Annotated in this window: 22 protein-coding genes; 14 read left to right on the top strand and 8 right to left on the bottom strand. The window is 64.3% G+C overall.

Annotated elements, in window-relative coordinates:
• The first annotated feature begins 107 nt into the window (after nt 1-107).
• The 7 genes from IVA81_RS32010 (at nt 108) to IVA81_RS31980 (ending at nt 8724) form a co-directional block, all read left to right on the top strand.
• Nucleotides 108-536, top strand: coding sequence for a globin family protein (locus IVA81_RS32010; protein WP_247325448.1), 429 nt, complete (start codon nt 108-110; stop codon nt 534-536).
• A 10-nt stretch (nt 537-546) separates the two neighbouring features.
• Complete coding sequence (locus tag IVA81_RS32005) at nt 547-1764, top strand: FAD-dependent oxidoreductase (RefSeq protein ID WP_346659426.1); 1218 nt, start codon at nt 547-549, stop codon at nt 1762-1764.
• Nucleotide 1765: 1 nt separating this feature from the next.
• Entirely contained in the window at nt 1766-4468 is a 2703-nt protein-coding gene (locus tag IVA81_RS32000; protein WP_247325446.1) for a nitrate reductase, read from the top strand.
• A gap of 242 nt (nt 4469-4710) precedes the next feature.
• Complete coding sequence (locus IVA81_RS31995) at nt 4711-5607, top strand: SMP-30/gluconolactonase/LRE family protein (RefSeq protein ID WP_247326051.1); 897 nt, start codon at nt 4711-4713, stop codon at nt 5605-5607.
• A gap of 8 nt (nt 5608-5615) precedes the next feature.
• The gene (locus IVA81_RS31990) at nt 5616-6455 is read left to right on the top strand and encodes an aldo/keto reductase (protein ID WP_247325442.1); all 840 of its coding nucleotides are present in this window, start codon (nt 5616-5618) and stop codon (nt 6453-6455) included.
• Between the two features lie 187 nt (nt 6456-6642).
• A complete protein-coding gene (locus IVA81_RS31985; RefSeq protein WP_247326049.1) occupies nt 6643-7584 on the top strand; it encodes a DMT family transporter in 942 nt (313 codons plus the stop codon).
• Nucleotides 7585-7644: 60 nt separating this feature from the next.
• Nucleotides 7645-8724: a zinc-binding dehydrogenase gene (locus IVA81_RS31980; RefSeq protein WP_247325441.1), complete on the top strand. Its 1080-nt coding sequence runs from the start codon at nt 7645-7647 to the stop codon at nt 8722-8724.
• Nucleotides 8725-8826: 102 nt separating this feature from the next.
• Here the strand turns inward: IVA81_RS31980 and ppk2 are convergent, their stop codons facing one another.
• Together ppk2 and IVA81_RS31970 are read right to left on the bottom strand one after the other, a co-directional pair.
• Complete coding sequence (ppk2, locus tag IVA81_RS31975) at nt 8827-9747, bottom strand: polyphosphate kinase 2 (protein WP_247325439.1); 921 nt, start codon at nt 9745-9747, stop codon at nt 8827-8829.
• A gap of 96 nt (nt 9748-9843) precedes the next feature.
• Nucleotides 9844-10305 carry an Lrp/AsnC family transcriptional regulator gene (locus tag IVA81_RS31970; RefSeq protein ID WP_247325435.1) on the bottom strand — a complete coding sequence of 154 codons (462 nt, stop codon included), beginning with the start codon at nt 10303-10305 and terminating at the stop codon, nt 9844-9846.
• Nucleotides 10306-10439: 134 nt separating this feature from the next.
• Between IVA81_RS31970 and IVA81_RS31965 the strand changes: the two genes are divergently transcribed.
• Both IVA81_RS31965 and IVA81_RS31960 read left to right on the top strand, forming a co-directional pair.
• On the top strand, nt 10440-12803 hold the full coding sequence (locus IVA81_RS31965; protein ID WP_247325433.1) for a transketolase: 2364 nt from the start codon (nt 10440-10442) through the stop codon (nt 12801-12803).
• A 325-nt stretch (nt 12804-13128) separates the two neighbouring features.
• A complete protein-coding gene (locus tag IVA81_RS31960; protein WP_247325431.1) occupies nt 13129-14559 on the top strand; it encodes an aldehyde dehydrogenase family protein in 1431 nt (476 codons plus the stop codon).
• Nucleotides 14560-14819: 260 nt separating this feature from the next.
• On the opposite strand, the gene IVA81_RS31955 is transcribed toward IVA81_RS31960, so the two are convergent.
• Complete coding sequence (locus IVA81_RS31955; RefSeq protein ID WP_247325429.1) at nt 14820-15788, bottom strand: SMP-30/gluconolactonase/LRE family protein; 969 nt, start codon at nt 15786-15788, stop codon at nt 14820-14822.
• 91 nt (nt 15789-15879) lie between these two features.
• Between IVA81_RS31955 and IVA81_RS31950 the strand changes: the two genes are divergently transcribed.
• The gene (locus IVA81_RS31950; RefSeq protein WP_247325427.1) at nt 15880-16704 is read left to right on the top strand and encodes an NAD(P)-dependent oxidoreductase; all 825 of its coding nucleotides are present in this window, start codon (nt 15880-15882) and stop codon (nt 16702-16704) included.
• 161 nt (nt 16705-16865) lie between these two features.
• Here the strand turns inward: IVA81_RS31950 and IVA81_RS31945 are convergent, their stop codons facing one another.
• The 3 genes from IVA81_RS31945 to IVA81_RS31935 all read right to left on the bottom strand — a co-directional run bounded on the left by IVA81_RS31945 (nt 16866) and on the right by IVA81_RS31935 (nt 19521).
• Nucleotides 16866-17429 carry a hypothetical protein gene (locus IVA81_RS31945; RefSeq protein ID WP_247325425.1) on the bottom strand — a complete coding sequence of 188 codons (564 nt, stop codon included), beginning with the start codon at nt 17427-17429 and terminating at the stop codon, nt 16866-16868.
• 44 nt (nt 17430-17473) lie between these two features.
• Nucleotides 17474-18475, bottom strand: coding sequence for a TAXI family TRAP transporter solute-binding subunit (locus IVA81_RS31940; RefSeq protein WP_247325423.1), 1002 nt, complete (start codon nt 18473-18475; stop codon nt 17474-17476).
• A 359-nt stretch (nt 18476-18834) separates the two neighbouring features.
• On the bottom strand, nt 18835-19521 hold the full coding sequence (locus IVA81_RS31935) for a GntR family transcriptional regulator (RefSeq protein WP_247325421.1): 687 nt from the start codon (nt 19519-19521) through the stop codon (nt 18835-18837).
• 172 nt (nt 19522-19693) lie between these two features.
• Between IVA81_RS31935 and IVA81_RS31930 the strand changes: the two genes are divergently transcribed.
• The 4 genes from IVA81_RS31930 to IVA81_RS31915 all read left to right on the top strand — a co-directional run bounded on the left by IVA81_RS31930 (nt 19694) and on the right by IVA81_RS31915 (nt 24507).
• Nucleotides 19694-21412 (top strand): IlvD/Edd family dehydratase, encoded by a 1719-nt coding sequence (locus tag IVA81_RS31930; protein ID WP_247325420.1) that lies wholly within the window; start codon nt 19694-19696, stop codon nt 21410-21412.
• Between the two features lie 56 nt (nt 21413-21468).
• Nucleotides 21469-22464, top strand: coding sequence for a TRAP transporter substrate-binding protein (locus IVA81_RS31925; protein WP_247325418.1), 996 nt, complete (start codon nt 21469-21471; stop codon nt 22462-22464).
• Nucleotides 22465-22591: 127 nt separating this feature from the next.
• A complete protein-coding gene (locus tag IVA81_RS31920; protein WP_247325416.1) occupies nt 22592-23170 on the top strand; it encodes a TRAP transporter small permease in 579 nt (192 codons plus the stop codon).
• The gene (locus tag IVA81_RS31915) at nt 23167-24507 is read left to right on the top strand and encodes a TRAP transporter large permease (protein ID WP_247325415.1); all 1341 of its coding nucleotides are present in this window, start codon (nt 23167-23169) and stop codon (nt 24505-24507) included. The genes IVA81_RS31920 and IVA81_RS31915 overlap by 4 nt, the downstream gene beginning before the upstream one ends.
• Here the strand turns inward: IVA81_RS31915 and IVA81_RS31910 are convergent.
• Together IVA81_RS31910 and IVA81_RS31905 are read right to left on the bottom strand one after the other, a co-directional pair.
• Nucleotides 24467-25075 (bottom strand): histidine phosphatase family protein, encoded by a 609-nt coding sequence (locus tag IVA81_RS31910; protein WP_247325413.1) that lies wholly within the window; start codon nt 25073-25075, stop codon nt 24467-24469. The two genes, IVA81_RS31915 and IVA81_RS31910, sit on opposite strands and share 41 nt — an antisense overlap.
• A complete protein-coding gene (locus IVA81_RS31905) occupies nt 25072-25866 on the bottom strand; it encodes an enoyl-CoA hydratase-related protein (protein WP_247325408.1) in 795 nt (264 codons plus the stop codon). Before IVA81_RS31905 ends, IVA81_RS31910 begins: the two co-directional genes overlap by 4 nt.
• Between the last annotated feature and the right edge of the window lie 2 nt (nt 25867-25868).

Below are 25868 nucleotides of genomic sequence, written 5' to 3'. Positions count from 1 at the left end.
TCGCTTCTCCCCGTACGCGGGGAGAGGACTCTCTGATGACGTTTGACCCATGAACCTTGTTCGCAACGGCGCGCACCAAGGCAAACCGAAACAGACAGGAGAACATCATGACGCCCGAACAGATCGCCCTCATCCAGCAGAGCTTTTCCAAGGTCGCCCCGATATCGGAGCAGGCCGCGGTGCTGTTCTACGATCGCCTGTTCGAGCTGGCGCCGCCCGTGCGCGCAATGTTTCCTGAAGACATGACCGAGCAGCGCAAGAAGCTGATGGGGATGCTCGCTGCCGTCGTCGGCGGCCTGTCGAACCTGGACTCGATTCTTCCCGCGGCCTCTGCACTCGCCAAGCGCCATGTCGCTTACGGCGCGGTGGCCGAGCACTATCCCGTGGTCGGCGCGACCCTGCTGTGGACTCTGGAAAAGGGTCTTGGCGAGGCCTGGACGCCCGAACTCGCAATGGCCTGGACCGACGCCTATGGCGTGCTGTCCGGCTACATGATGTCCGAAGCCTACGGCGCGCAGCCGCAGGCTGCTGAATAGGAGATGCCTCGTGAGTGAACCGCTGGTCATCGTCGGTAACGGTATGGCGGCCGCACGTCTGGTCGACGAACTCGCCAAGACCGCGCTCGGCCGCTACGCGGTCGCCGTGATCGGCGAGGAACCGCGGCTCGCTTACAACCGCGTGCTGCTCTCATCCGTGCTGGCCGGCGAGACCGGCTCGCACGAGATCGAGCTCCGGCCGGCGGATTGGTGGCGCCATCGCGGCGTCACCGTCCGCTACGGCTATCGCGTCACCGAAATCGATGTCGGCCGCCGCGAGCTGAAGATCGAAGGCGAAGAGAGCATGGAATATTCCAAGCTCGTGCTCGCCACGGGATCGACGCCGCTGCGGCTGAACGTGCCCGGCGCCGATCTCGCCGGCGTGCACACCTTTCGCGACACCCGCGATGTCGACTTGTTGCTGACGCTGGCTGCAGCGAAGAAGCGCGTCGTCGTCGTCGGCGGCGGGCTGCTCGGACTTGAAGCAGCCTACGGCCTCGCCAAGGCCGGCGCGCCGGTGACGCTGCTGCATCTGATGGACCGGCTGATGGAGCGTCAGCTCGATGGGCCGGCCGCCGACCTGCTCAAGACGTTGGTCGAGCGCAAGGGCATCCGCATCCTGCTCAACGCCTCGACCGCACGCATCCATGGCGATGGTCATGTCGAAGCTGTCGAGCTTGCCGACGGCAGCCGTATCGAGGCCGACGCCGTGATCTTCGCGGCCGGCATCAAACCGAGCGCGGCGCTGGCGAAAGAGGCGGGGATCGCGGTCAATCGCGGCATCGTCGTCAACGACGTCATGCAGACGTCCTCGCCCGACATCTTCGCGCTCGGCGAATGCGCCGAGCATCACGGCACCTGCTATGGCCTGGTCGAGCCCGCCTACGAGCAGGCGCGCGTGCTGGCGCGGCATCTTGCCGGACGTCCTGCTTCCTATCATGGCAGCGTGGTCTCGACCAATCTGAAGGTCTCCGGCGTCAGCGTGTTCTCCGCCGGCGATTTCATGGGCGGGGAGGGCAGCGAGAGCCTCGTGCTGACCGATCGCAGGCGCGGCACCTACAAGAAGCTCGTCATCGCGGACGGACGGCTCACCGGCGCCGTGCTGATCGGCGATACCGTCGATGCGCTCTGGTACCTCGAGCTGATCCGCAATCGCGACAAGGTGGCGATGATCCGCACCGACATGATGTTCGGCCGCGCGCTCGCGCTTCCTTCGAAAGCAGCCTGATATGACGGCGATCGATCCCACGCTTCGTGCCACCAAGACGGCCTGTCCCTATTGCGGCGTCGGCTGCGGCGTGCTGGCGACGCCCGACGGCAAGGGCGGGGCTGCGATCGCCGGCGACCCTGATCACCCCGCCAATTTCGGCCGGCTGTGCTCCAAGGGCTCCGCGCTCGGCGAGACCGTCGGGCTGGAAGGCCGTCTGCTCTACCCGATGATCCGCTGCAAGGGCGTGCTGGAGCGCGTCGCCTGGAGCGATGCGCTCGATCATGTCGCCCATCGCATGCAGCACATCGTGGCGCGTGACGGCGCCGACGCAGTCGCGTTCTATCTCTCCGGCCAGTTGCTGACCGAGGATTATTACGTCGCCAACAAGCTGATGAAGGGCTTTGTCGGCACGGCGAACGTCGACACCAATTCGCGGCTCTGCATGTCGTCGTCGGTCGCCGGCCATCGTCGCGCCTTCGGCGCCGACACGGTGCCCGGCTGCTACGAGGACCTCGATCAGGCCGATTTGCTCGTCTTCGTCGGCTCGAACGCGGCCTGGTGCCATCCGGTGCTGTTCCAGCGCATGCTGAAGAACCGGCAGGAGCGCGGCGCGCGCATGATCGTGATCGACCCGCGTCGGACCGACACCGCTGATGACGTCGATCTGTTCCTGGGGCTCAAGCCCGGCACCGACACCGCGCTGTTCTCCGGGCTGTTCGTCCATCTCGCCGACAACGGCGCGCTGGATCAGGAGTATATCGCGCAGAACACGTCGGGTTTCGACGACGCGCTGGCACGGGCGCGGAGCATTGCCGGCAGCGTCACGGCGACCGCGCTCGCCACGGGCCTCTCCGAGCAGGACGTCGCCACCTTCTTCAGGATGTTCCGCGACACGACGCGCGTCGTCACGCTCTACTCGCAGGGCGTCAACCAGTCGGCGCAAGGCACCGACAAGGTCAACGCGATCCTGAATTGCCATCTCGCCACCGGGCGCATCGGCAAGCCGGGCGCCTCGCCGTTCTCGCTCACCGGCCAGCCCAACGCCATGGGCGGCCGCGAGGTCGGCGGTCTCGCCAATATGCTCGCTGCCCATATGGGCTTCACGCCGCCCGACATCGATCGCGTCAGGCGGTTCTGGAAGGCGCCGCACATCGCCACCCATGAGGGGTTGAAGGCGGTTCAGCTGTTCGAGGCCATCAACCGCGGCGAGGTCAAGGCGCTCTGGGTGATGGGCACCAACCCGGCGGTGTCGCTGCCCGATGCCGATTTCGTGCGCGAGGGGCTGAAGAAACTCGAACTGTTCGTGGTCTCCGAGAACGTGCTCTCCAACGACACGGTTGAGGCCGGCCCGCACGTGCTGCTACCCGCGCTCGCCTGGGGCGAGAAGTCGGGCACCGTGACCAATTCCGAACGCCGCATCTCGCGTCAGCGTTCGTTCCTGCCGGCACCCGGCGAGGCCCGTCCCGATTGGTGGATCTTGAGCGAGACCGCCAAACGTCTCGGCTTCGGCGATAGCTTCAATTACAAATCCGCCGCCGATATCTTTCGTGAGCACGCCGCGCTCTCGGCCTTCGAGAACGAGGGCAGCCGCGATTTCGACATCGGCGCCTTGACCTCACTGTCCGACGAAGGCTTCGATGCCTTGAAGCCGGTGCAGTGGCCGGTGCGAGAAGGCGAGGCGCCCGGCGAGCGCTTCTTTGCGAAGGGCGGCTTCTTCACCAGTGACGGCAAGGGCCGCTTCGTCGCCCCGGAGGTGCCGTCGCTGCGCAGCGAGACCGGCGCCTCGCGTCCCCTCAGGCTCAACACCGGCCGCATCCGCGACCAGTGGCACACCATGACGCGCACCGGCCTCAGCCAGCGGCTGGGCGCGCATCTGCCCGAGCCGTTCGTCGAGATTCATCCCGACGACGCCAGCAAATACGGCATCGTCCATGACGGCTACGCCCGCACCACCACCGATTACGGCCAGTGCATCCTGAAGGCCGTGGTCAGCGATCGGCAGCAGCGCGGCGCGCTGTTCGTTCCAATCCACTGGAGCGCCATGAACGCCTCGCATGGCCGCGTCGGGGCGCTGGTGCAGTCGTTCACCGATCCGTTCTCCGGGCAGCCCGAGTCCAAGGCGACGCCGGCCGCGATTGCACCTTACGAATACGTCTTCCGCGGTTTCGCACTGTCACGCAAGCAGCTCGATCTGCCGCCGAACCTGTTGTGGGCTCGCGTCACGATCGCGGGGGGCTTCGGTTATCTCTTCGCCGACAATGCAGACCTTTCGCGCTGGCCGGCCTGGCTCGAGAGCGTCGCCGGTGAGGACGTCGCCGAGTATCGCGATTTTGGCGGGGGCGTCTATCGCGCAGCCTCGTTCGCCGGCGATCGCATCGAGGCCTGTGTGTTCGTTGGCCCCGGGCATGATGCCGGCGATTGGGAAGTGGTCAGAAGCGCCTTTGCGGCCGATCACGTCACCGACGATCAGCGCCGCATGCTGCTGTCAGGCAAATCGACGGAGGGGACAGCCTCGACCGGGCCGATCGTCTGCGCTTGCTTCGGCGTCGGCCGCGGCACCATCTGCGATACCATCGCGGCAGGCGCGCGCACCTCGGCCGAGATCGGCGCCAAGCTCAAGGCCGGCACCAATTGCGGCTCCTGCATCCCCGAGCTGAAGCGCCTGATCGCGACGACGGACGTGCCGGCGAAGCAGGCGAAAGTCGCGAGCGCGGTGGGGTAGGTAGGTCTCGTGCCCCGGACGCTGCGCAGCACGAAGTGATGCGCAGCAGAGCCGAGGCCCATCTAGCAGCGGAGTATTTGGCCTTCCTGGGTCCCGGCTCTGCGCCGCAACGCTGACGCGTTGCAGCGCGTCCGGGACACGAGAGTGGCGTGGACGCAGCCATGCCCTCCGCCAATCGACGCGCCCTCGATAGTGCCCTATGCTGCCGCGCATCCCACCAGCCAACAACCACAACAACAATGATGTACCTGGAAACGCCGCCGCGCCTAATCGAGACCAAGCTCTTCTCCGCGATGCCCGACAAGTTCCGCCGTAAGGGCGTGCGGACGGATTGGGCCGACGCCAACCGGCCGGGCGTTGCCACAGATAGCTTCATCGAGGGGCCGTCCTTCGACAAAGACGGCAATCTCTACATCGTCGATATTCCCTTCGGTCGCATCTTCCGCATCGCGCCGGATGGCGAGTGGTCGCAGGTCGCCGAATATGAGGGATGGCCCAACGGGCTCAAGATCGCATCCGATGGCCGCATCCTGGTCGCCGACTACATGCACGGCCTCATGGAGCTCGATGCCAAGGCCGGCCGCGTCAAGCCGGTCCTGACCGCGCGCAATTCGGAATCGTTTCGCGGCTGCAACGATCTGCATCTCGCCTCCAACGGCGACATCTATTTCACCGACCAGGGGCAGACCGGGTTGCACGATCCGAGTGGACGGGTCTATCGGCTGGCATCGAATGGCCGACTCGACTGTCTCATCAACAGGGGTATCAGCCCGAACGGTCTCGTGCTCGACCCGACTGAGACTGTCCTGTTCGTCGCGATGACGCGCGACAATGCGGTGTGGCGGCTACCGTTTATGAAGGACGGCAGCGTGTCGAAGGTCGGCCGCTTCTGCTCGCTGTTCGGCACCAGCGGACCCGACGGCCTGACCATGGATGCCAAGGGCCGCCTGTTCGTCGGCCATGCTTCGCTCGGCCACGTCTTCGTCTTCGCGCCGAATGGCGAATTGCTCGCGCGGATCAAGTCGTGCGCGGGGCCGAACTGCACCAATGTCGCCATCGGTGGCGCGAGCAAGGATCGGCTCTATATTACGGAGTCCGCGACCGGCAGCGTGCTGGTCGCGGATATCAGCGGACTCTGAGCTCCAACATGAACACAAATCCCTTCGGCAAGACCGGGGCCAACGTCTCCGTCATCGGGCAGGGCACCTGGTATCTCGACCACGGCGACCGCAAGCGCGCGATTGCCGCGCTTCAGCGCGGGCTCGATCTCGGCATGACCCATATCGATACGGCCGAGATGTATGGCGATGCGGAGCTCGTCATTGCCGATGCCATCGCGGGCCGGCGCGATGAGGTGTTCCTGGTCTCCAAGGTGCTGCCGAGCAACGCCTCGCGCCGCGGAACCATCACTGCCTGCGAGCGCTCGCTGAAGCGGTTGAAAACCGACCGTCTCGATTGCTATCTCCTGCACTGGCGTGGTTCCTATCCGCTGGAAGACACCGTCGCTGCGTTCGAGGACTTGGTGAAATCGGGTAAGATCAAATCCTGGGGCGTTTCCAATTTCGACGCCGACGATCTCGACGAGATTCTCGACGTGGCCGGCGAGGGCCGCATCGCCTGCAACCAAGTGCTCTATCATCTGAAGGAGCGCGCGATCGAGCACGCGGTGATCCCCTGGTGCGAGCGGCATGGCGTCGCCGTGGTCGCCTATTCGCCGTTTGGTCATGACGATTTTCCAGATGCGCGCAGCAAGGGCGGCGCCGTGCTGGCGAAGATTGCGGAGGCGCGTCGCGTGACGCCGCGTCAGGTCGCGTTGAGCTTTCTCACCCGTGCGACTACGGTGTTTGCGATCCCGAAGGCGTCGTCCGCGGAACATGCCGCCGAGAACGCGGCGGCCGGCGATCTCGTGCTGACGAAAGAGGAGATTTCGGCGCTCGATGCGGCGTTTCCGCGCGGTCCGAAGCCGCGAAGCCTGCCCATGCTGTAATGCACAAACCCCTCTTATTAACGGGGCATTGACGCGCGCGGCGGCTCGCGCATATCGGCATCCTGTTTTCGGAAGTTGTGAACGCGGCGCATTTGTCGTTTTTTACGCGTGTTCTCGATTCGCAATTTCCCGGGTTCCAACCGTGACACCGCCGCCCGCTGCAGCCGCAAGGCTCGACAGTATTCCCATGCCCGTGCCGGAGAAGAAGCAGGAAGTTCGCCGTGCGCCCGCGCGCGTCGATCATCCCTTCAAGGGCATCGCGCTGGTCTTGTTGTCGACGGTATTTCTCGGAGCCTCCGACACTACCGCGAAATATCTCTCGACCAGCTTGCCATCGATCGAGATCACTTGGATCCGCTTCGTCACCTTCGCGCTCATGTTCACGCCGGTGATGTTTCCGGGCTCGCCGCTGCATGCGATGCGTACCGAGCGTCTTGGCCTGCAGCTGATGCGCGGTGTCGCGCTGCTCGGCTCCTCGCTGTTTTTCATCACCGGTCTCGCATTCCTCCCCATCGCGGAAGCCTCCGCCACCGGCTTCGTCTCGCCGCTGTTTGTCACCGCGCTGTCGATCATCTTCCTCAGCGAGAAGGTCGGTATGCGCCGCTGGATCGCGACGGCGATCGGCTTGACCGGCGTGCTGATCATCCTGCGGCCAGGCACGAGCGCGTTTCATGCTGCCGCCTTCTTCCCGATCATCTCGGCATTGTGCTGGGCTGCCGCGCTGATCCTGACGCGCATGATGAGCGGTCGTGAGGCGGTCCTCACCACCATGGCCTATTCCGCGCTGACCGGCGTTGCGATCCTCTCGCTAATGGTGCCGTTCGTCTGGGTCACGCCGAGCTGGACCGCGATCGGGCTCGGCATCGTGATCGGTGTCGCTTCTACCGTCGGCCAGTGGATCATCGTGCTGGCCTATCGCTATGGCGATGCCTCGGTGCTGGCGCCGTTCTCCTACACGCAACTGCTCTGGGTCAGCATTTTGGGCTTCTTCATCTTCGGTGAGGTGCCTGACCTCTGGACCATCGTCGGCGCCGCCTTCATCGTTGCGAGCGGCCTCTACATCGCCCATCGCGAGCGCGTGCGCCGCGCCCAGTTGCTGGTGCTGGAAGAGCGTTCCCCGAACCCCTGACGCAAGTCGGCGCGTCCCGCTTTGTGCTATCAACGGCTCCAACGATAGGGGAGGAGCCGGATGCGCGCTGCGATTTTCAGGAACGGCGAGATTGTCGTGGGACAGATGGCCGAGCCGACGCCGGGTCCCGGCCAGGTGCTGGTCAAGACGCTCGCCTGCGGCATCTGCGGCTCCGACCTGCACGCGCGCCAGCATGCTCACCGCATGGTGGAGATGGCGCGGAAGGCCGGGCGCAAGCCGATGGATCTCAGCCGCGACGTCGTGTTCGGCCACGAGTTCTGCTGTGAGATCGTCGACTATGGTCCCGGCACGGCGCGCAAGCTCAAGCCGGGTACGCGCGTCTGCTCGCTGCCGGCCCTCGTGACGCCGCAGGGCATCGAAGGGATCGGCTATTCCAACGACAATATCGGCGGCTATGCCGAGGCGATGCTGCTCAGCGAGCCGCTGCTGCTCGAAGTGCCCAACGGTCTTGCGCCGGAACACGCGGCGCTGACCGAGCCGCTCGCGGTCGGCGTTCACGCGGTCGCCAAGGCAAACATCCGTGGCGGCGAGGTGCCGCTCGTGATCGGCTGCGGTCCAGTCGGCCTTGCGGTGATCGCGGCGCTGAAGCTTAGGGGACTGCATCCGATCGTCGCCGCTGACTATTCGCCGGCGCGGCGGGCGCTTGCGGCCAAGCTCGGCGCCGATATCGTCGTCGATCCCCTGACGTCGCAGCCCTATACGACCTGGGCGGAGCACGCGCAGATGTCGGACGCGGAGAAGGCGGCGCGGCCGCCGTTCCAGGCCATGCTGCCGGCGCTCAAACCTGCAATCATCTTCGAATGCGTCGGCGTGCCCGGTCTGCTGCAGCAGGTATTCGAGGGCGCCCCGCGTGACGCGAGGATCGTGGTGGTTGGCGTCTGCATGGAGAGCGACAGAAACGAGCCGATGCTGGGCATCATGAAGGAGCTCAACGTTCAATATGTGCTCGGCTATACGCCGGAGGAGTTCGCCGCGTCGCTACGGCTGATCGCGGAAGGGCAGGTGGATGCGGCGGCGATGGTGACTTCCGAGGTCGGCATCGACGGCGTCGCAAAGGCGTTCGCCGACCTCGCCAACCCAGAAGCCCACACCAAGATCATCGTGCAGCCGTGGAGATGACGGTCTCGTAGGGTGGGCAAAGCGTAGCGTGCCCACCATTCTCACCACAAACGCAGATGCATGGTGGGCACCCTACGCTTTGCCCACCCTACGAGACCTTCGTCAATATTTCGAAGGCACGTACATCTCCGGCGGAACCGGACCGCGCTGATAGTCGGGGTTGCGGACGCGCGGCGGCAGCACCACGGGCGCGCGCGAGACCTCCTGGTAGGGGATCTGGCTGAGCAGGTGCGCGATGCAGTTGAGCCGGGCGCGCTTCTTGTCCACGGCATCGACGATCCACCAGGGCGAATCCGGCAGGTGCGTGTACTCGAGCATCGTCTCCTTGGCCTTGGTGTACGCCTCCCAGCGGCTGCGGGCCTCGACGTCCATCGGGCTCAGCTTCCACTGCTTTAGGGGATCCTTGATGCGCATGGTGAAGCGGAACTGCTGCTCGTCGTCGGTGATCGAGAACCAATATTTGACCAGGATGATGCCGGAGCGGATCAGCATCCGCTCGAACTCCGGCACCGTCTTGAAGAATTCCTGGTACTGTTCCTCGGTGCAGAAGCCCATCACGCGCTCGACGCCGGCGCGGTTGTACCAGCTGCGGTCGAACAGCACGATCTCGCCGCCGGCCGGCAGGTGCGACACGTAGCGCTGGAAGTACCATTGCGTGCGCTCGCGCTCGCTCGGGGCCGGCAGGGCGGCGACGCGGCAGATGCGGGGATTGAGACGCTGGGTGATGCGCTTGATCACGCCGCCCTTGCCGGCGGAGTCGCGGCCCTCGAAGAGCACTACGACCTTCCTGCGCTCGCTCTGGACCCAGTCCTGGAGCTTGACCAGCTCGCCCTGGAGGCGAAGCAGCTCCCGGAAATAGAGCCTGCGGTCGACCGTGGGGCTCAGCAGGTCGGTCTCGTCCAGGAGCTCGTCGAGCCGCGTGTCATCGAGCTCCATCTCCAGCTCTTCGTCGAGGTCGTCGGCCATCTCCTGGATGATGCGCTCGCGCTTGGCGGTTTGGGAGGTGCGATCGGATGCGGTCATGGGCTTCTTCTCTCGGCTAGGGTGCCAGTGTTACCAACGACCATCGACGGGGTTTGTTGCGCCCATGTGACAGCCCTCCAATCCCGCTGAAGCAGGTCACACCGGCAGCGCGATCGAATATTTCACCTGGCTCAGTGCAAAGCTGGACTCGATCGAGGCGATGCCGTCGAGGCGGGTCAGCTTGGTCTTGAGGAAGGTCTCGTAGGAGGCGAGGTCGGCAGCGACGACGCGCAGTAGATAGTCGCGGTTACCGGTCATCAGATAGCATTCCAGCACCTCGTCCCATTTCGAGATCGCACGCGCGAAGCGGTTGAGGTCCTCCTCCTTCTGTCGCGCCAGCTTGATCGAGATGAAGACGCTGACATGCAGGCCGAGCGCCTTCTGGTCCACGGTCGCGACATAGCGCGAGATGACGCCGCGCTCCTCCAGCAGCTTGACCCGGCGGTGACAGGGCGAGACCGACAGCCCGACCTTGTCGGCGAGCTCCTGCATAGTCAGCCGGCTGTCGGCCTGGAGCAGCGCGAGGATTTTTCGGTCGATGGCGTCGAGCTCTGACATTGGGACAAAACCTGTCATTTGGGCGATCTGTTGGTAAAATATCCCAATTGCGCCGGGTATGGCGCAAAAAATTGAGAAGTCTGGCGCCGCCCGCGGGCGTATCATCGGGGGGACCTGTTGCCGGGAGCATTGCCATGCCCGTTGATACCACTCGCCTCGACACTCTGAACGCGCTGGCCCGCAAGGCGCTGTGGTTGTCGTCGTGGACCATCCACCATGCCAACCACATCCGCTCGAGCGCTGATGGACTCAAGGTCGGCGGCCACCAGGCCTCCTCCGCCTCGCTCGCCACCATCATGTCGGCGCTGTATTTCCACGTGCTGAAACCTGAGGATCGCGTCGCGGTGAAGCCGCATGCGAGCCCGGTATTCCATGCCATCCAATATCTGTTCGGCCGGCAGAGCCGCGAGAAGCTGGAGAATTTTCGCGGCTTCAAGGGTGCGCAATCCTATCCCTCACGCACCAAGGACATCGACGACGTCGATTTCTCGACCGGCTCGGTCGGGCTCGGCGTTGCGCAGACGCTGTTCGCCTCGCTGGTGCAGGACTACGTCAAGGCGCATGGCTGGATGAAGGATCGCCGCGAGGGGCGGATGATTGCCCTCGTTGGCGATGCCGAGATGGACGAGGGCAACATTTTCGAGGCGCTTGCGGAGGGGTGGAAGCACGGCCTGCGCAACACCTGGTGGGTGGTTGATTACAACCGCCAGTCGCTCGACGCCGTCGTCCGCGAGGGGCTCTGGGAAAAGTTCGAGACCATGTTCCGCAATTTCGGCTGGGACGTGGTGATCGTGAAATACGGCCGCCTGATGCGCGAGGCCTTCGCCGAGCCCGGTGGCGAGGCGCTGAAGCGCTGGATCGACAATTGCCCGAACGCACTCTACGCCGCGCTGTGTTTTCAGGGCGGCGCCGCCTTCCGCAAGCATCTGCATGACGAGATCGGCGATCAGGGCCCGATCACCAAGCTGATCGACAAGCGCAGCGACGACGAGCTCTTGGCACTGATGTCGAATCTTGGCGGCCACGACATGGCAAGCATGCTGGAAGCGTTCGAGTCCATCGATCACGATCGCCCGGTCTGCTTCATCGCCTACACCATCAAGGGCGTTGGCCTGCCGTTCCAGGGCCACAAGGACAACCATGCCGGCCTGATGACGGTCGCGCAGATGGAAAAGTATCGCGACAGCCAGAACATCCGGCCCGGCCATGAATGGGACAAATACGAAGGCCTCGCGCAATCCGCCGGCGAGCTCGACGCGTTCCTCGCGCGCGTGCCGTTCAACCAGGACGGCCGCCGGCTGAGCGCGCCTGTTATTGAGGTGCCCTCGCAGCTCGCCTTCAAGCCATCGCCGCAGATGTCGACCCAGCAGGGTTTTGGCCTGGTGCTGAACGAGATCGCCCGCGGCGACAGCGAGCTGGCCAAGCGCATCGTCACGACCTCGCCCGACGTCACCGTCTCGACCAATCTCGGCCCCTGGGTGAACCGGCGCGGCCTGTTCGCCAGCGCGGAGAAGGCGGACTTATTCCGCAGCGAGAAAATTCCGTCCACCTTCAACTGGGATGCCTCGCCAAAAGGACAGCATCTGGAGCTCGGCATCGCCGAGATGAACCTGTTCATCATGCTCTCGGCGCTTGGCCTGTCACACCAGATCAACGGCGAGCGGCTATTGCCCGTCGGCACGCTCTACGATCCCTTCATCGAGCGCGGCCTCGATGCGCTGAACTATGCCTGCTACCAGGATGCGCGCTTCATGGTGGCGGCGACGCCGTCGGGCATAACGCTCGCGCCCGAAGGCGGCGCGCATCAGTCGATCGCAACGCCCCTGATCGGCATGGCGCAGGACGGGCTCGCCTCGTTCGAGCCGGCCTTCGTCGACGAGCTCGCCGTGATCATGGGCTGGGGGTTTGACCACATGCAGCGCGAGCCGGGCGAGGGCGGCTCAGTCTATTTGCGGCTGTCGACGCGCAGCATCGAGCAGGCGCAGCGGATCATGACACCAGAGCTTGCGCAGGGCATCACCGACGGCGCCTATTGGCTGCGCAAGCCCGGCCCGAATGCCGAAGTCGTGATCGCCTATACCGGCGCAGTCGCGCCCGAGGCGATTGAGGCCACTGGCTTCATCGGCGAGAGCCGCCGCGATATCGGCCTGCTCGCGATCACCTCGGCAGACCGCCTCCACGCAGGCTGGACCGCCGCGCGAAAATTGCGGCGTGACCGCCGCGGCGTGCAGCATCTCAGCCACATCGAGAAACTGCTGGCGCCGTTGCCGCGCGACTGCGGCATCGTGACCGTGATCGATGGCCACCCTTCCGCGCTCGGATGGCTCGGCAGCGTCCGCGGCCACCGCGTCGAGGCGCTCGGCGTCGAGCAGTTCGGCCAGACCGGCACCATCGCTGACCTGTATCGGCACTACGGCATCGATGCCAACGCCATCATCGATGCGGCCGAAAGCCTCACCACCGGCGCGCCGGTGCTGCATCGGAAGATGGCGGTGTAGTCGGGGTAACCTTGAGCATGGGCCCCGGCTCAGCAGCGCACCGCTGCACCGGGCGATGCTTCGCATCGCCGGGGAAGCGCTGCGCTGCGTCCGGGGCACGAGCGTGTTTGCATCCCTTCCAATCTCGTGTCCCGGACGCGGCGCGACATGAAATGTCGCGACGCTGAGCCGGGACCCAGAGCCGCTTGCCTCGCTTCAAATCGCGCCCCATATTCCGCGCGTCCGCCGCAACGCTGGCCCCGCATATGGCGGTTTCAATTGCCGGCGCTTTCGTGCAAGGATGCCTGCCGAAACGCCCCCACATGCCCCCAAAAAGAGGTTAACGATGGTCAATCGCATGCAATTCTACATCGACGGCGCCTGGGTCGATCCCGCCGTCAAGAAGTCCACCGCCGTGGTCAACCCCGCGACGGAAGAGGCGATGTACGAGGTTGCGCTGGGCTCCAAGGCTGACGTGGACAAGGCCGTCGCCGCCGCCAAGCGCGCCTTTGCAACGTTCTCCCAGACCAGCCGCGACGAGCGCGTCGCGCTGCTCTCCAAGGTCATCGAAGTCTACAAGGGCCGTCTCAAGGAGATCGGTGCCGCCGTCTCCGACGAGATGGGCGCGCCGCTGCCGATGGCGGAGAAGCTCCAGGCCGGCGCCGGCCTCGGCCATCTCATGACCACGCTCGACGTGCTTAAGAACTATCATTTCGAGGAGCCGGCCGGCACCGCCATGGTGCTGCGCGAGCCGGTCGGCGTGGTCGGCATGATCACGCCCTGGAACTGGCCGCTCAACCAGATCGCCTGCAAGGTCGCGCCCGCGCTCGCTGCCGGCTGCACCATGATCCTGAAGCCCAGCGAGTTCACCCCGACCTCGGCGCTGATCTTCGCGGAAATCCTCCATGAAGCCGGCGTGCCCAAGGGCGTGTTCAACCTCGTCAACGGTCTCGGCCCCGAGGTCGGCGCCGCCATGAGCGAGCACCCCGATATCGACATGATCTCCTTCACCGGTTCGACCCGCGCCGGCATCGACGTTGCGAAGCGCGCAGCTCCCACCGTGAAGCGCGTCAGCCAGGAGCTCGGCGGCAAGTCGCCGAACGTCATCCTGGAAGGTGCCGACCTCACGAAGGCGGTGACCGGCGGCGTGATGCACATGTTCAACAACTCCGGCCAGTCCTGCAACGCGCCCTCCCGCATGATTGTGCCGGCCTCGAAGATGAAGGAAGTCGCCGCGATCGCGAAGGCCGTCGCCGACAAGACCAAGGCGGGCGATCCGCGCGCCGAAGGCACCACCATCGGCCCGGTCGTCAACCGCGGCCAGTGGGACAAGATCCAGGGCCTGATCAAGAAGGGCATCGACGAGGGCGCTACCCTCGTCGCCGGCGGCCCGGGGCTGCCCGAGGGCGTCAACAAGGGCTTCTACGTTCGCCCGACCATCTTCGCCGACGTCACCCCTGACATGACGATCGCCCGTGAGGAAATCTTCGGACCGGTGCTGACCATCATTGGAGCCAAGGACGAAGCCGAAGCCGTGCACATCGCCAACGACACGCCCTATGGGCTCGCCGGCTACGTCACGGGCGCTTCGGTCGAGGACGCCAAGCGCGTCGGCCGGCAGATCCGCGCCGGCAACGTCAATCTCCAGGGCGTTCCCAACGACCGCACCGCGCCGTTCGGCGGCTACAAGCAGTCGGGCAACGGCCGCGAATGGGGCAAGTACGGCCTCGAGGACTTCCTCGAAGTGAAGGCCGTGGCCGGCTTCAACGCGGCGTAAATTTTATCGTCTGAGCAACATGGCGCCGGAGCGGGAAACCGCTCCGGCGTTTTTCTTTGTAGCCCGCATGGAGCGAAGCGGAATGCGGGACCGGTCCCCGGATTGCGCTGCGCTCCATCCGGGCTACGGGCGAGAACGCGAGGTGCCGTAGGGTGGGCAAAGCGAAGCGTGCCCACGTCTTCGCGTCCGCGACGGCATGATGGTGGGCACGTCGCTTGCGCTCCTTTGCCCACCCTACGAGATCGTCGCTTGCGGTGCGCCTATCCCCCCGCCGCCCCCTGCGTGTTCACATACAGCGCGTAGATCGACTGGCTCGCCGCCATGAACAGGCGGTTGCGCTTGACGCCGCCGAAGCAGAGATTGGCGCAGCGCTCGGGCAGCGCGATGCGGCCGATCATGACGCCGTCAGGCGCGAACACCACGACGCCGTCGAGCTCGGGATCGCCCATGCCCCAGCCGCACCAGAGATTGCCGTCGACGTCGCAGCGCATGCCGTCGGGCGTGCCCGGGCCGGCATCGATGTGGACGCGTTTGTTGGAGATCGAGGTGCCGTCCGCCGCGACGTCATAGGCGAGGATCTTGCGGTTCGGCACGCCGCGGGATTCCACGACGTAGAGGATCTTCTCGTCCGGCGAGAAGCATAGCCCGTTCGGACCGAGCACGCCCTCGGCGACAATGGTCGCCTTGCCGGTCGCGGGATCGAACCGGTAGACGTTCGGATCGATCTCGGGCTCGGCCTTGTAGCCCTCGTAATTGCCGAGCAGGCCGAAGGTCGGATCGGTGAACCAGATCGAGCCGTCCGATTTAACAATGACATCGTTCGGCGAGTTCAACCGCTTGCCGTTGAATTGATCCATCAGCGCGGTGATGCTGCCATCATATTCGGTGCGCACCACGCGCCGCCCGCCGTGCTCGCAGGTGACGAGCCGGCCCTGCCGGTCGCGTGTGTTGCCGTTGGCGAAATTCGAAGGCTTGCGGAACACGCTGACCGCGCCCGTCTCTTCCTCCCATTTGATGATGCGCTGGTTCGGGATGTCGCTGCAGAGCAGATAGCGCCCGTCGCCGAACCACACCGGTCCCTCGGCCCAGCGCAGGCCGGTCGCCAGCCGCTCCACCGCGGACAATTTCAGCCAGTATTTTTCGAAGCGGGGATCCAGTGCTTTTATCGCGGGATCGGGGTAATAGGTCGCCGGCTGCCAGCCTTGAGTGCGGGACGATGCATCGTTCATGTGCAATTCTCGTTGTTGCGTTCCCTCTGTCAAAGTCTGCTAGCATCAGATATCTGTGGCCGCAAATCGGTTACTACATACGAGGAAAGACATGCCGCGCATCTTGATGACGGGAGCTTCGGGCGGGATCGGCACGCGCCTGCGAAAACTGCTGCCGCCGATCTATCCGGATCTCCTGCTCTCCGACATCAAGCCGCCGGCCGATCTCGGAGCGAGCGAAAAATTCAAGGCGGCGGACCTCGCCGATCTCGCTCAGTGCGAGGCGATCTGCGAGGGCGTCGACGGCATCATCCATTTCGGCGGCTATTCGGTCGAAGGCCCCTGGGACGACATCCTCCAGGCCAACATCATCGGCTGCTATAATCTGTTCGAGGCCGCCCACCGCAAGGGCGTTAAGCGCGTGGTGTTCGCCTCGTCCAATCACGCCGTTGGCTTCTATCCGCGCCACCACAAGATCGGCACTGACGTCACCCCGCGTCCCGACGGCCGCTATGGCGTCAGCAAGGTGTTCGGCGAGGCCGTCGGCGCGCTCTACGCCGACAAGCACGGGCTGAAGGTGACGTGTCTGCGCATCGGAAATTTCGGCGACATGCCGCTCGACCATCGCCGCGTCTCGATCTGGCTGAAGCCGGAAGACCTGGTGCAGCTCTGTCAGATCGGGCTCGAGCATCCCGACATCCATTTCGAAATCTTCTACGGCGTCTCGCTGAACGAGCGCGCCTGGTGGGACAACCACCGCGCCTACGAATTCGGCTATCGCCCCACCGGCCGTTCCGAGGATCACGTCGCGCACGCGATGGCCGAGCAGGCCAAGCTGAAGCCGGATCCGATCGGGGATCATTTCCAGGGCGGCGCGTTCTGCAGCAACGAGTTCGACGGCGATGCGAGCCGGATCATCGACTGGAATAAGCGCTAGGCCGCGTTTGTCTAAGTCCTGACATTAGCTGCGACTGATCAAGCGCCGCTGGCGGCTCAAGGCGGGCAAGTGTCGATCCACGCTTGTCCGCGAGCGCCGCGCGCAGATCGTCAGTGTGCTTGGGCAAATCGGGCTCGTGTGATCGCAGGACCTGTTGTACCTCATTTTGCAACGCGCGCTTCCTGTTTCCTGGTCACATGCCAGAGCACCACATGGTAATGCGGCACATCCACGCCGGGGTGACCCGGGTTGAAGTAGATGCTGACGTGGTCAACTGACCGCGCTGGCCCCGCCCCCTCCAACGACTTGTGATCGTCGATGTCCTTGTTCGGGACCATGTACACGGTCGCCACGAGGCGATCCCTGCGATCGAAACACAGGAATGGCCCCAGCGGCAAAGTGTCGGGCTTGACGAAGATGATGCCAAGGCCCGGAAAGAACTTCGGGAAGTTCACGAGATCGCTGACCCGCTTGTATCCGTTTCTTTCCGCGACCTTCCGCTGATTTGGCGGCGGACGAACGACTTCGTGCTTCCTGCGCGGCTTGCTGCTTCGATGGGGGGCTGTCCTGGCTTGTTCGACCTGGTCAGATGGTGGCGCGGTGGCCGGTGCAAGGGTCTGCGGCGCTGATGGCCAGAAGGGGGCAAATTGGGCGGCTGGGCGCCTCACATCGGCGATCAGGGCGAGCAACGCAACCAAGGCTGTGCTCACAAGCGCTTTGCGCATCGACACCTCCCGAGATTTGTTTTGCCGAGGTTTGTTTGGCTTGCTCACTTGCCTGGATTGCGTTCTCGCCAGCGCAGGAAATCCTGGAACAATTCTTCGCCGTCTGGCGGTTTCGCGGTTGGCTTTCCCTCGAGGAACCGGCCGAACGCCTTGCGAAGCGCGGCCTCGCCCCCGGATTGCTGCTGGAGCCAGCGCTCTGCCGGTCGGAATCGTCGCCATCCGGGGAGCAGCGCGGCCAGGCTCACCTCGCGCCATTTGGGGTGATGTGCGTCGCCAAGAAACTCAGGAAAGCGCGTGAACAATGTCTGGACGAAGAATTCCAGCAACCGATATCGCTCGTTGCCGCTGGGCCAGTTGTAGGCGAACAGAGCGGATTTGATCGCGATCGTGTCGACGCTTGCTTCGGCCGCAATGATATTCGGGTAGTCCTGATGGCGAAGCGTCGATGGCAGATAATCTTCTTGCAGCAGCTCTTTGGAGTAGGGGATAGGCAGGAGGCGAATACCATCGAGTTGCGAGATCTGCGTCAGGAAGCTGACCGGCTTTCCTGAGACCAACAGAGCGGCGGAGAGATCTCCCTTCCTCAGACCGTGCAGCGCGGCCTCAGGTCCCAAGTTCGACTCCCTGATCTTGACGCCCAGACGGTTCAGCACCTCGCGGCCAAGCACGGCACCGGCACTGCCATCCTCGCCGAGATTGACCTTCTTTCCCGCAAGATCCGTCAGGCTTGCGATCTCCGGTCGCGCGAGGAGATGGAACTCTTCGATATGGAGCGGGGCAATATAGGTTAGCTTGTTAGAGATGTCTCCGAACGTCTTTGCTTCCCGGAGCCGGTCGACCAGGATAACAGGTGCGATCGCCACGTCGGCACCTGCCAAGGTGAGCACGTCCAGGACGCTGCGGGTGCCGCCGTTTCCGACGATTGGCACAACCCGCAAAGCGACTTCGCCACGAGGGCCCGTCTCCTGACCACTGGCCAGTGTGGTCGCAATATCCTGAGCCATGGCGAATTCAGTGCATTGCGGCGTACCGGTTACGAAACCCACCGTAAATGGGTCCGCAGAACGTCCCGTTGCTTTCCTGGGGACGCTTTCTTTTCGCGGAGACGCTTTCCCGGGTTCACTTGGAGAAGCGGAAGGTCGCGTTTGTGCGAGGGACTCCTGGACCTGTCCGCCGAGCCAGGCCGCTGCAATCAATGCGATGAACAAACCGGCCCGCATCACTCCGCAGACCCTCATTGCTCAAACCTGTGCGCTAGCCAGTCCTCCTTGGGCTGACATCGTCACTCTGCCACGTCCGAAGCACGACGCGCGAGTGAATCTCGCTCAAGCCTTCCAACGCGGCTGGGCTGGCGACGTTCCGTCTCGGACGTATACGGCTCGTATCGTGGCAGGAACCTGGCCACCTAGAGCCCCGCCTCATCCTCAGCGATGCGTTTGAGATAATCCGACTTGCTGAACTGCATATGATCCACACACAGCTGAGCCAGCGCCCAGCTGTCGCGCCCCCTCAGCAGTTCGATCATCATCTCGTGCTGCCGCCGCGAAAGCGCGAGGCCGTCGCGGTCGGCGAGGTTCTTGGCGCGCATCGGCAAGGTCAGGTTCATGTAGTCCTGGAGCGAGCGCACCAGATAGGGATTGCCGCAAGCCGAGAACAGCGCGAGGTGGAAGGCATCGTTGGCTTCGTGGATGCCGCGCAGATCCTGCATGTCGGCCTTGGCGCAATATTGCTGTTGCAGCGCGGCTAGTTCGTCGATCAGGCCTTGCGGCGCGGGCAGGGGGATCATCAGCGCCGCCTGCCGCGTCAGCATCTCCCTGACCTCGTAGATCTGCCGGACCTCCTCGGACGAGTAGTACCGCACGGTGGCGCCGACGTTCTTCTCGCGGCGGACGATGCCGCGCCGCTCCGCATCCACCAGGGCCTGGCGCACGAAGTGGCGAGAGGTGCCGTAGCGCGACATCAGCGCGTCTTCGGTCAGCCGCGCGCCCGGCGGCAGGCGGCCGAAGATGATGTCCTCTTCCAGCCGCGCGACGACGTCGTCCGGGTCGTCGCGCCGGACTGGCATGGCGTCTGCGGTGCGAATCTCGGACATGCCCTCAGCCTCCGGCTTCAGCCGGTCTGCCCCTGTGGAGCAGGGAAGGCGCAGATTGTCAATAACTCCTGCCAATAACGGCGCCTGAAGCCGGAAATGCGACAATATGGACCAACCTTATTGACAATCGAGGGGCAGGCTGTACCACAATGGCAACGTAAGGAGTGGCATGATGACGAGTGGGTTGCGCAAGGGTTTGACGAGCTATGGCGACGCCGGCTTCTCGTTGTTCCTGCGCAAGGCGTTCATCAAGGCCATGGGCTATTCCGACGACGCGCTGGAGCGCCCGATCGTCGGCATCACCAACACCTATAGCGATTACAACCCCTGTCACGGCAACGTCCCGCAGATCATAGAAGCCGCCAAGCGCGGCGTGATGCTGTCGGGCGCGATGCCGTTCGTGTTCCCGACCATCTCGATCGCCGAGAGCTTTGCGCATCCGACCTCGATGTATCTGCGCAATCTGATGGCGATGGACACCGAGGAGATGATCCGGGCCCAGCCGATGGATTCGGTGATCGTGATCGGCGGCTGCGACAAGACGTTGCCGGCGCAGGTGATGGCGGCGATCAGCGCCGACCTGCCGACCGTGGTCATTCCCGTCGGCCCCATGGTGGTCGGCCATCACAAGGGCGAGGTACTGGGCGCCTGCACCGACTGCCGCCGCCTCTGGGCGAAATACCGCGCCGGCGAGATGGACGATACCGAGATCGAGGCGGTGAACGGCCGTCTCGCGCCATCGGTTGGTACCTGCATGGTGATGGGCACGGCCTCGACCATGGCTTGCATGATCGAAGCCATGGGCCTGTCGCTGCCGATGAGCGCGACGATTCCCGCGCCGCACGCCGAGCGTTTCCGTCTGGCGGAGGCGAGCGGCAAGGTGGCGGCCGAGATGGCGAAGGCGAAGGGGCCGAAGCCGAGCGAGGTGTTGACGCCGGCCTCTTTCAAGAATGCGCAGGTCGTGCTTCAGGCGATCGGCGGCTCGACCAACGGCCTGATCCATCTGACCGCGATGGCGCATCGCTCGCCGCACCGGCTCGATCTCGAGGTGTTCGACCAGATTGGCCGCGAGGTACCGGTGCTGGTCGATCTCAAGCCGTCCGGCGAACATTACATGGAGCATTTCCATCACGCCGGCGGCGTGCCGAAGCTGCTGGCGCAGCTCGGTGACCTCGTCGATCTCGAAGCGAAGACCATCAGTGGCCAAACGCTGCGCGATGTCGTCGCGACTGCCGAGGACGTGCCCGGCCAGGATGCGATCCGTCCGCGCGACAATCCGATCAAGAAGGAGGGCGGCCTTGCCGTCCTGCACGGTAATCTCGCGCCGCGCGGTGCGGTGATCAAGCAATCGGCCGCGAGCCCCAAGCTGTTGCAACACTCCGGGCGGGCGGTCGTGTTCGAATCCGTCGAGGACATGACCTTGCGGGTCGACGATCCCGATCTCGACGTGACCGCCGACGACGTGCTGGTGCTGCGCAATGCCGGCCCCAAGGGAGCGCCCGGCATGCCCGAGGCCGGCTATCTGCCGATCCCGAAGAAGCTCGCGCGCGGCGGCACCAAGGACATGGTGCGCATCTCCGATGCACGCATGAGCGGCACCGCATTCGGCACCATCGTGCTGCATATCACGCCGGAATCCGCCGTCGGCGGGCCACTGGCGCTGGTGAAAAACGGCGACATGATCAGCCTGGATGTGGCCAAGCGCAGCATCGAGCTGTTGGTCGATGCGGCGGAGCTGGATCGGCGCCGTGCCGCGTTGAAGCCGGCCGCCGCGCCGGAGGAAGCTCGGCGCGGCTACGCCTGGCTGTTCAACGAGACCATCATGCAGGCCGACGAGGGCTGCGATTTCGATTTCATGCAGAGGACTGGGAAGAAGACCGAGACAAGCTGACCGAACGACGAGCGCCCAGACCGCACAAGCGGCGGGCGAAAACATAGGGGGAAACGATGATTGCACGATCCATGCGTGGGTTGGCGGCTGCGGCCGCTATGCTTTTCGTCACCGGGGCCGGAGCGCAGGAGGTGAAGCATTATCGCTTTGCCTATGACCAGCCGCGCAACACCGGCTATTCCATCGCGGGCGACCTCTTTGCCGACAAGCTCAAGGAATTGAGCAAAGGCACCATGATCATCGACCAGTATCCGGGCGCGCAACTCGGACAGGAGCCGCAGGTGCTCCAGCTCGTGAAAGCCGGGGACGTCGAATTCTCAATCATCTCCTCCGCCAATACCGCGACGATCTCGCCGCAGGCCGGGGTGATGTCCTTGCACTATCTGTTCCGCGACGAGAACCACGTCGTCAAAGGTCTGGCCGATCCCCGCGTGTTCGAAGCGCTCAAAGCCATGATCGACGAGACCACGCAGGGCCTGCACGTGATTGCGACGGGCTCGCAGGGAGTGCGCCATATGTACTCCAGAAAGGAAATCCATAACGTCGGCGATATCAAGGGCGCCAAGATCCGCGTGCAGGCGACCGCGACCGAGGACACCATGTTCCCGGCCTATGGCGCCCAGACGGTGCACATGCCGTTCGGCAGCGTTTACACGAGCTTGCAAACCGGCGTCGTCGACGTCGCCGAGAACAGCATCAACGTGTACCTCGTCAACAAGCATTACGAGGTCGCGCCGGTCCTTAACATCACCGAGCACGAGGCCAACAACGCGCTGGTGTTCATCTCGGATAAGCTCTGGCAGAGCCTCTCGGCCGAACAGAAGGGGTGGGTGCAGGCCGCGGCCAACGAGGTCAGCACGAAGGAGCCGGCAAAGGCGTTCGAGCTCGAGCGCACCGCGGCCGAGAAGCTGAAGAAGATGGGCGTGAAGATCGTCGACAATGTCGACAAGAAGAGCTTCGCGGCGGTCGCCGATCCCTATCTCGACAAGCTCGCCAAGGAGCTCGGCCCGCATGCCGAGAAGATCAAGGATTTGATCCGGTCGATCAATTAGCTACTAGCACTGTCGTCATGCCCGGGCTTGTCCCGGGCATCCACGTTCTTCCTTCGAGCCAGCGCCAAGTGCGTGGATGGCCGGGACAAGCCCGGCCATGACGAGAAAGCTGCAGCCGGGGACACCAATGGCCATCGCCGACAAACTGCTGGTGCAACGCCAGCGTCACCTGAAATGGCGCTGGCTCGACTGGCTCGAGCTTGCGCTGATGATCCTCTGCGGCGTGCTCTGCTTCGGATTCTCGCTGTCGGTGACCGCCGACATCGTCACCAGGACCATCGGCCATCCCTGGCTATGGCTCCAGGAGGTCACGTCGACGCTGTTCATTTACGCGATCTTCATCGGCACGGCGGCCGCGACGCGCCGCAACGACCACCTCTATCTCACCGCCATCTCCGAAGCGATGCACGGCACCTCGCGGCTAATCGTCGAGGTGATCATCCGTCTCGTCGTGCTCGGCGTCGCCTTCTGCCTGATCTGGTACGGCTACCAGAATTATCTGCGCGGTTTCGGCAGTTTTCGCTTGCCGTCGGGCACGCCGATCGCCTCGCTCTACGCGATCATCCCGCTCTCGGGCGTGCTGATCGGCCTGTTCACCATCGAGCAGCTCGTCAACGGCCTGCGCAATGGTTTTGACCATCCCGAGCCGCCGGACGAAGATGCGGAGCCGGTCGTTGCTGCCGCACAGATGGGGGTGCAACCATGAGCGCACCCATTGTCCTGGCGTTGATGACGGTCTGTTTCCTGTCGTTCGGCTATCTCGGCGTGCCCGTGCCGTTCTCACTCATGGCCGGCGTCTTCATCGGCGCGCTGCTGTCGGATGTTTCGCTCGCCGCCATCATCCAGAAGATCTTTGACGGCGTCGATTCCGAAGCGCTGCTGGCGATCCCGTTCTTCCTGCTGGTCGGCGAGCTCATGAGCTCGGCCAACGTCGTGGTGCGAATAGCCAATCTCTCGGTGTCGCTGGTCGGGCATATCAGAGGCGGGCTGTCGCAGGTCGTGGTCGTCTTCAGCATGTTCTTCTCGGAGATGTCGGGCTCGACCACCGCCGACGTTGCCGTGATGAGCCGGGCGCTGGGCGGCCCGATGAAGCGAGAGGGCTACGAGCCCGCCTTCATCGCGGCGATCATCGCGTCGGCCTCGACCATTGCAGCGCTGGTGCCGCCGAGCATCACGGCGGTGGTCTATGGCGCGGTCGGCAACGTCTCGATCGCCGGCCTGTTCATGGCAGGCGTCGTGCCGGGCATGATGATCGGTTTCGGGTTGATGATCTATTGCTATTTCTTCGGCCCGTCCGGACTGCGCAAGCCGCGTGCGCCGCTCAAGCAGGTGGTGTTCGCGGCCGGCGATGCCGCTCTGCCGCTGATGATCCCGGTGATTCTGCTCGGGGGCATCCTAACCGGCTGGTTCACGCCGACGGAGGCGGGCGTGGTCGCCGTGGTCTGGATCGTCCTGGTCGTGATCCCAGCGCTCAACCGCGGGCATATCAAAAAGATCCCCTACGATTTCTGCCTCGCCGGCCTGATCTTTTCGCTGCCGCTGATCACCATCGGCGCTGCCAACGCCTTCGGCTGGATGCTGGCTTATCTGCGCGGCGCGACCTACATCGCCGAATGGATCACCTCGATCGCCGGCAACGATCCGCACCTGATCATGCTGTTGATGGTGCTGCTCTTCACCATCGTCGGCGACTTCATCGAGCCGGTGCCGACCATCATCATCTTCATGCCGCTGGTCAACGCGCTGACGGAAGCCGGCGACATCAACGCCGTGCATATGGGTGTGGTGCTGATCGCCACGCTCGCCTTCGGCCTGATCACGCCGCCCTATGGCCTTGTGCTGCTGATGGCCTCGAAATTCGTCGGCATCAGCTTCGCCAAGGCATTACGCGCGGCGCTGCCGATCTACCTGGTGTTCCTGGCGACGATTGCCTTTGCCATCTATTTCCCGAGCGTGGTGCTATGGTTACCGCGGCACGTGCTCCCTGAATCGGTCGGCTGCTTCAAGTCACCGGCGGGGACGGGCTATATCTGTCCGCAGTAGCGATTTGCTCGATGCGCCATCGCGTTTTTTCGTGCACGTAGCGGAACGGCGTGCCATGGCTGTTCTTGAAATAGCTGCCGCACAGCGCGTTCGCCATTCCTTGCATCACCGCGTCGTGGCAAACGAACAAGAGATCGTCGTCAGGATGACGCTCGAGCCAAGTCGAGACGCAACGCAGCGAGCGTTCGGCCATGGCGTCCCAGTTCTCGCCGTCGGTCGGAAGGATCGACACGAGGCCGATCGCTGATTTGAGGCCGTGCTTGGTCATGAGGTCGCGGACGGGCAGGCCCTCAAAGCTACCGAAATCGAACTCGATGATGCCTTCGTCGATCGCGAGCGGGACCGAGATCGCGTCCGCGATGATCTCGGCCGTTCGCGCCGCGCGCATCAGGGGGCTTGTGACGATGCGGCTAATCCCGGCGCCGCGCAGCATGTCCACGGCTTCGTGCGCCTGCCGCAGGCCGTCCTCGTTCAGCGGATTGTCGGTCCGCCCCTGGAATCGTCCCTCGCGATTCCAGTCGGTCGCGCCGTGACGAAGGCCGTAGAAGCTGCGCGCGGGCGTCGTCACTTTGACTTACTCGTGAATTTCTTCACGGCGGTGCGAAACTCTTCCGTGCTCATCGCCATGATGATCTTGTGCTCCTCGGCGTCTAACTGCTGCTTCACCGGCGTGGTGGCGGCCTGGTAGACCAGAGACTTGGTGCCGGCGATTGCGGCCGGCGGGTTTTGCGCGAGACGCTCGGCGAGCTTTCGCGTCGCCGCCTTCAGTTCCGCGGCGGGAACAATCTTGGCAACGAGGCCCCATTCATGGGCCTGCTGCGCGGTGAAATTGTCCTCGGCGAGAAAAATCTGCAGCGCGCGGCGGGAGCCGACCGTGCCGACGATGCCGACCGTCGAGCCGCCGTCGGGTGACACCCCGATCTTGGCATAGGCCGGCGTGAACTTGGCGTCGTCAGCGGCAATGCAGAGATCGGTGACGAAGGCGAGGCCCATGCCGGCGCCGGCGGCCGAGCCGTGCACGCTCGACAGCGAGATCTTCGGCATGCGCCTGACGATCTCGATGAAGGCGTGATAGTGCTTCAGGAGTTCGCCGACGACCGGCGTCACCGTACCGGCTTCGGCGGCCGCCCCGATCGTCTGCAGATCGCCGCCCGCCGAGAAGGCGCGGCCTTCGCCTTCGAGCACCACGACGCGGATGTTGTCGTTGCCTTCGATGGAGGCGGCGAGATGTTCGAGCTTCTGTGCGATCGCGAGATTGATGGAGTTGAACGCGGCGGGACGGTTGAGCGTGATGGTCGCGATCGGGCCGTCGATCCGGAGCAGCGCGGGATCATCGGGTTGGGAGGCGGGCGCGGTCATTT

This window comes from Bradyrhizobium sp. 141 (assembly GCF_023074055.1).
Classification (GTDB): Bacteria; Pseudomonadota; Alphaproteobacteria; order Rhizobiales; family Xanthobacteraceae; genus Bradyrhizobium.
This window is presented reverse-complemented; position numbering and strand designations above follow the sequence as displayed.

Coding starts and splice junctions, on each gene's coding strand:
- IVA81_RS31955 (WP_247325429.1), bottom strand. CDS start 15,788: ATGAACGATGCATCGTCCCGCACTCAAGGCTGGCAGCCGGCGACCTAT.
- IVA81_RS31965 (WP_247325433.1), top strand. CDS start 10,440: ATGCCCGTTGATACCACTCGCCTCGACACTCTGAACGCGCTGGCCCGC.
- IVA81_RS31960 (WP_247325431.1), top strand. CDS start 13,129: ATGGTCAATCGCATGCAATTCTACATCGACGGCGCCTGGGTCGATCCC.
- IVA81_RS31915 (WP_247325415.1), top strand. CDS start 23,167: ATGAGCGCACCCATTGTCCTGGCGTTGATGACGGTCTGTTTCCTGTCG.
- IVA81_RS31985 (WP_247326049.1), top strand. CDS start 6,643: ATGCCCGTGCCGGAGAAGAAGCAGGAAGTTCGCCGTGCGCCCGCGCGC.
- IVA81_RS31920 (WP_247325416.1), top strand. CDS start 22,592: ATGGCCATCGCCGACAAACTGCTGGTGCAACGCCAGCGTCACCTGAAA.
- IVA81_RS31970 (WP_247325435.1), bottom strand. CDS start 10,305: ATGTCAGAGCTCGACGCCATCGACCGAAAAATCCTCGCGCTGCTCCAG.
- IVA81_RS31945 (WP_247325425.1), bottom strand. CDS start 17,429: ATGCGCAAAGCGCTTGTGAGCACAGCCTTGGTTGCGTTGCTCGCCCTG.
- IVA81_RS31980 (WP_247325441.1), top strand. CDS start 7,645: ATGCGCGCTGCGATTTTCAGGAACGGCGAGATTGTCGTGGGACAGATG.
- IVA81_RS31935 (WP_247325421.1), bottom strand. CDS start 19,521: ATGTCCGAGATTCGCACCGCAGACGCCATGCCAGTCCGGCGCGACGAC.
- IVA81_RS31925 (WP_247325418.1), top strand. CDS start 21,469: ATGATTGCACGATCCATGCGTGGGTTGGCGGCTGCGGCCGCTATGCTT.
- IVA81_RS32010 (WP_247325448.1), top strand. CDS start 108: ATGACGCCCGAACAGATCGCCCTCATCCAGCAGAGCTTTTCCAAGGTC.
- IVA81_RS31950 (WP_247325427.1), top strand. CDS start 15,880: ATGCCGCGCATCTTGATGACGGGAGCTTCGGGCGGGATCGGCACGCGC.
- IVA81_RS32000 (WP_247325446.1), top strand. CDS start 1,766: ATGACGGCGATCGATCCCACGCTTCGTGCCACCAAGACGGCCTGTCCC.
- IVA81_RS31905 (WP_247325408.1), bottom strand. CDS start 25,866: ATGACCGCGCCCGCCTCCCAACCCGATGATCCCGCGCTGCTCCGGATC.
- IVA81_RS31930 (WP_247325420.1), top strand. CDS start 19,694: ATGACGAGTGGGTTGCGCAAGGGTTTGACGAGCTATGGCGACGCCGGC.
- ppk2 (WP_247325439.1), bottom strand. CDS start 9,747: ATGACCGCATCCGATCGCACCTCCCAAACCGCCAAGCGCGAGCGCATC.
- IVA81_RS31995 (WP_247326051.1), top strand. CDS start 4,711: ATGTACCTGGAAACGCCGCCGCGCCTAATCGAGACCAAGCTCTTCTCC.
- IVA81_RS31990 (WP_247325442.1), top strand. CDS start 5,616: ATGAACACAAATCCCTTCGGCAAGACCGGGGCCAACGTCTCCGTCATC.